This is a genomic window from Streptomyces sp. (assembly GCF_035563135.1).
Lineage (GTDB): Bacteria > Actinomycetota > Actinomycetes > Streptomycetales > Streptomycetaceae > Streptomyces.
The window spans coordinates 1-4577 of record NZ_DATMVN010000483.1; the positions used below are offsets into that span (position 1 = coordinate 1).

General features: G+C 71.4%; 4 protein-coding genes. 3 read left to right on the forward strand and 1 reads right to left on the reverse strand.

The window, feature by feature from the left end:
* The coding region (locus tag VN520_RS21305) for a pyridoxamine 5'-phosphate oxidase family protein (RefSeq protein ID WP_325748536.1) at nt 1–339 on the reverse strand (339 nt) is incomplete at its 3' end.
* Between the two features lie 564 nt (nt 340–903).
* On the opposite strand from VN520_RS21305, the gene VN520_RS21310 reads away from it, so the two are divergent.
* From VN520_RS21310 to VN520_RS21320, 3 genes are all read left to right on the forward strand, one after another.
* Nucleotides 904–2637 carry a M20/M25/M40 family metallo-hydrolase gene (locus VN520_RS21310; protein ID WP_325748537.1) on the forward strand — a complete coding sequence of 578 codons (1734 nt, stop codon included), beginning with the start codon at nt 904–906 and terminating at the stop codon, nt 2635–2637.
* A 208-nt stretch (nt 2638–2845) separates the two neighbouring features.
* Nucleotides 2846–3751: a zinc metalloprotease gene (locus VN520_RS21315; protein WP_325748538.1), complete on the forward strand. Its 906-nt coding sequence runs from the start codon at nt 2846–2848 to the stop codon at nt 3749–3751.
* A 17-nt stretch (nt 3752–3768) separates the two neighbouring features.
* Entirely contained in the window at nt 3769–4395 is a 627-nt protein-coding gene (locus VN520_RS21320; protein WP_325748539.1) for a hypothetical protein, read from the forward strand.
* Nucleotides 4396–4577 lie beyond the last annotated feature (182 nt).

Below are 4577 nucleotides of genomic sequence, written 5' to 3' on the forward strand. Positions count from 1 at the left end.
GCCGATCGCGTCACCGCAGAAGTCGATGAACAGCAGGCCGACGTGGCCGTTCTCGGCGATGTTCCCCAGGCTGCCCATCACGCCGTTGCCCTGGTATTCCGGATAGACGAGGGTGCGCTCGTCCAGCATACGGCAGACTCCGGGCGGCCCGGCACGGAAGGAGCAGTCGGCCTCACCTGCTTGGTCCGCCGTGGCGACGAAGACCATCTCCATGCGAGCCACGAATGCCCGCATGCGGTCGTTGAGGTGGTCGAGCACCTGATGGTCGTAGAAGCCACGGGCACGTGACGCGGTGCCATACCGCTCCTGCAGCAGGTGCTCGCCCATCGAGCCTGGCATGGCAATCCCCCGGGTCGTGGATGAGAGGCCCGCGGCTGACATCGGAAGCGGAGGCGCTGTGCCTCGCCTCCGTGTACCGACGGGCGTCCACTTCGTGGTGGACATCCACTGGAGCGTGGCGGACCCCGTCCTGATACATCCTCGGTCAGCGATGCCGGATGGCGCGGCGAGCTGTGGCTCACCGTGCTGGAGCCGGGCACCGCATCGGCACGCGTCCTCGCCTCCCCGGGTAGGGAAACGGACGGCGTCCGCCCCTGGTGCCGGCCGCCATGGCCCCTGACGCCGCGCCGGTGCCGGACTGACCGAGCGAGGTTTCCGGCGGCGTCGTCCGGCGCGTGCTCCACGGGGTGCTCGACCGGAGCGGTCAGCCGTGACCGCCTGGATGAACGCGCCGCCCGAGGCGGTGCCGTCGAGCAGGCGCACCGCAGTGACGCCTCGGTGACGGCCACGAGGAAGAGTGCTCAGCGGCGATCGCACGGCCGAACGGATCGCCGAGGAGGCGAGCCGGGCTGGTCACCGGCCTTCCGGACGCCACCGTCTGGAGACGGACAGGACGGAGTCGTCGTGAAGCTGATCCTCTTCGACCTGGGTCAGACGCTCGAGAGCGGAGACGTTCTCCTGCCCGGAGCACTCGAGATGCTGGAGGCCGTCGTCGCGCTGCGCGACGGCGATCGACCGGCCGTGCGACTGGGGCTCGTGTCCGACTTCGACATGACCGACGACCCGGCGCTGGTGCCGGTCATCCAGCAGCGCTACTACGCGCTGCTCGACCACCTCGGCATCCGTGCGTTCTTCGAGCCGGTCGCGGAGCGCGTCACCCTGTCCACCGAGGTCGGCGCGTCCAAGCCGGACGAGGCCGTGTTCCGGGCCGCGGTGGCGAAGGCCGGCCCCGGTCTGCGCTTCCGCGACGTGCTGTTCGTGACCGAGAACCGCGGCCACGTCCTGGCTGCCCGGCGTCTCGGCCTGGCGGCCCTGCACCTACGCGGGCCGGGGCAACCGGATGCGGAGGTGGACACGTTGACCGATCTGATCCCGCTCGTCCGGGCGTTCGCCATGAGCGACACCGAGCCGGAAGAGACCGCCGTCCTCACCGTTCTCCCCGGTGCCGACGAGTCCATCCCCTCCGGCGCGGGGATCACCTGGACCCGGCTCGGAGACGTGCTCGTGCTGAGTGGCCCGGCCGACCGCCTGCGAGAGGTCGTCGGCGGTACCGGCCCGGCGTCGCGGGCGTCCCGCTCCTCCGTGCCGAGATCGCGGTTGCACCTGGTCACCCAGATCGGCCGGTGCTTCCAGCAGGAGTTCCCCGACGTCCGCGTGGTCGTCGACAAGGGCCGGTTCCTGGTCGTCGATCTCGCTCCGGAGGCGGCCGCCGCTCTCGACCGATCCCCGACGGGGTGCTTCGCCGTGCGGCCGCTGCCGGCTGACGAGGCGGTGTTCGAGCAGCGGGCCAGGGGGCTGGGCGGCGCCCCGCCGGCCCTGGCCGGCACGCGGGCACCCGAGGTGTCGCAGACTGCGTTCGAGGCCGACGTCGCGACGCTCGTCGGCTTCCGGACCAGGCATTCGACGGGCACCGGGTTCCTGGCCGCCGTCGAGTGGGCTCAGCACGAGCTGACCGCGTCGGGCTACGCGACGCAGCTCCAGACCGTTGCCGTGGGCGCCGGAACGAGCCGGAACCTCATCGCCGACCGGATCGGCCAGGGGCTCGATCGCAAGCTGGTGATCGTCGGCGCGCACCTCGACTCGGTGAACCTGGCCGGCGGTTCCGGAGCCGACGCACCAGGGGCCGACGACAACGCATCCGGGAGTGCCGGGGTCCTGGCGATCGCCCGGGCGCTCGGCGAGCACCCGAGCAGCCACGACCTGCGGCTGGTCCTGTTCGGCGGCGAGGAGCAGGGTCTGTTCGGCAGCCGCCACTACGTGGCTGCGCTCGACCAGACGGAGCGCGACCGGATCGTTGCGATGATCAACATGGACATGATCGCGGGGCGCAACACGGACGTGCCCACGGTGCTCCTCGAGGGTGCGGCCGTGTCGCAGGGCATGATCGACGCGCTCGCCGCGGCGGCGCAGTCGACCACGGGCCTGGCGGTCCAGACCAGCCTCCATCCCTTCAACAGCGACCACGTGCCCTTCCTGGATCGGGGCATCCCCGCCGTGCTGACCATCGAAGGGGCCGACGGCGCGAACGACAGGGTGCACACCGACCGGGACAGGGTCGAGTTCCTCGACCATGCCCTCGCCCTGGAGATACTCCGGATGAACGTGGCCTTCCTCGCGCAGGTCCTGACCGAGGTGTGAGGTCCGCTCGGCCCGCGACGTCTCCCATGGTCCGGGCGATACGGGGTGGCGGCCGGGGCGGGACGGGTGGTTGACGCCGCGGTGACGCACCGGACGCCACCATTCGTCGTGATCGCCGTGCCAGGTCGCCGCGGAATCCGCCGTCCACGAGGCGGAGGAGGCAGCGACGTCCTCGTCCGGCACGGCGCAACCGAGACGGAGGCAGGTCATGGCGAAGCTCGTGCTGGGGGACCGGGAGTTCGACAGCCAGGAGGCGTTCATCCGGGGCGGACGGCGCTGCGGAACGCCGCAGCTGAACGACTTCCAGAAGGAGCGTGTCCGCGCCCACCTGCGAACGGCCCGGGCGAGTGGCATGGAGGCCGCCGCGGTGACGCAGGTCGAGATCCCGGTCCACTTCCACGTGCTGCACGATGCCGGCACGGGCGATCTGAGCGACCAGGAGCTCGATGCCCAGCTCAACGTCCTGAACGACTCCTTCAAGCCGCATGACATCGTCTTCCACCGCGCGTCCGTGGACCGCACGGACCACTCCGTCTGGTTCAGGATGACCATGGGCAGCGCGGCCGAGCGGAAGGCGAAGACGGAACTCGGCACGGAGCAGCACCGGGCCCTGAACTTCTACACCGCCGGCATCGGCGCCGGGTTGCTCGGTTGGGCCACGTTCCCGAGCGACCTCCCGGGCGATCCCGTCAGCGACGGCGTCGTCATCCTCTACACCTCCCTTCCCGGAGGTTCGTCGGCTCCGTACAACCTCGGCCTGACCGCGGTGCACGAGGTGGGGCACTGGCTCGGCCTCTACCACACCTTCGAAGGGGGCTGCTTCCCGCCCGGCGACGAGGTCGCGGACACACCGTTCGAGGCGAGCCCGAACTTCGGGCCGCCGGACCCGGCTCGGGACACGTGCCCGAACGACGACGGAGTCGATCCGACCACCAACTACATGGACTACACCGACGACGCCGGGATGACGGAGTTCAGCCCGGGTCAGGTCAGCCGGATGAAGGAGCAGATCGCCATCTACCGTCCGGACCTGCTCGGTACAGGTCTCGCGCAAGCCGCCGAGGCCGCCGGCTCCGCGCGAGCGGCCATCGACCTGGAGACCGGCGACTTCTGACCGGGGACCATTCCCGCATGGCCTATCGATCCGGAGAGCTGCGCCTCGACGACCCCGACGCCGGTCGGCTGCGGGTGTCGGGTGACGGCTACGCCGCGGCCGGCGAGCTGGTGACGCTCATCGTCAGCCCCGACGTGCACCGGTTCCTGAGCATGTCCGACGACGAGGTCGCCGAGGCGTCGGCCATCGACCGGCGCTACCGCGAGGCCCTCCGGCGGGTCTACTCGGGCGGGCAGTGGCGTCCGCCGCACGTCGACCCTGCCGCGGCGCCGGCGCGGGAGGAGGTGGCGCACGCGGTCGGACGACTCCTCGGGGACGAGCGCACGTCGCGTCTGCACCGGCTGTCGTGGCGGATCCAGGGCGGTGACGCGCTCCTGGACGACGGCGTGCCCGACGTCCTGCAGCTCACCGCGGAACAGCGGAGGCAGGTGGAAACGGTGGCGGAGGAGAACGAGCGCGAATACGCCCGTGTGCTGGCCCAGGTCGACGCTGTGCGGGGCCGGCAGGCGGCACGGACGAGCGATCCCGAGCTGGTGGCGGTGCGCGCGAGGCGAGCCCACGATGCGGGGCGCGCACGGCTCCTGGCGCTGCTCACCGTGGAACAGCGAGCACGGTTCGCGCAGCTCTCGACGGGCGGGGGGTGACGCGCACGCTCCCAGCCGGGGATCACGCCGGATGCCCCGACGCGGCGGGCGGGCCCCTTGGCGGGCGCTCCCGGAGGGAGCACGCTGTGGCCTGGCCACGAGGGGGTTGCCATGCCCACCATCCCGTCCCGCCACCGGGCCGAGATCATCGACGAGGTCCGGCGCTACGCCCAGGAGCGGCT

Excerpts from the sequence above, each read along its gene's own strand:
- VN520_RS21315 (WP_325748538.1), top strand. The coding sequence starts at position 2,846 with ATGGCGAAGCTCGTGCTGGGGGACCGGGAGTTCGACAGCCAGGAGGCG.
- VN520_RS21320 (WP_325748539.1), top strand. The coding sequence starts at position 3,769 with ATGGCCTATCGATCCGGAGAGCTGCGCCTCGACGACCCCGACGCCGGT.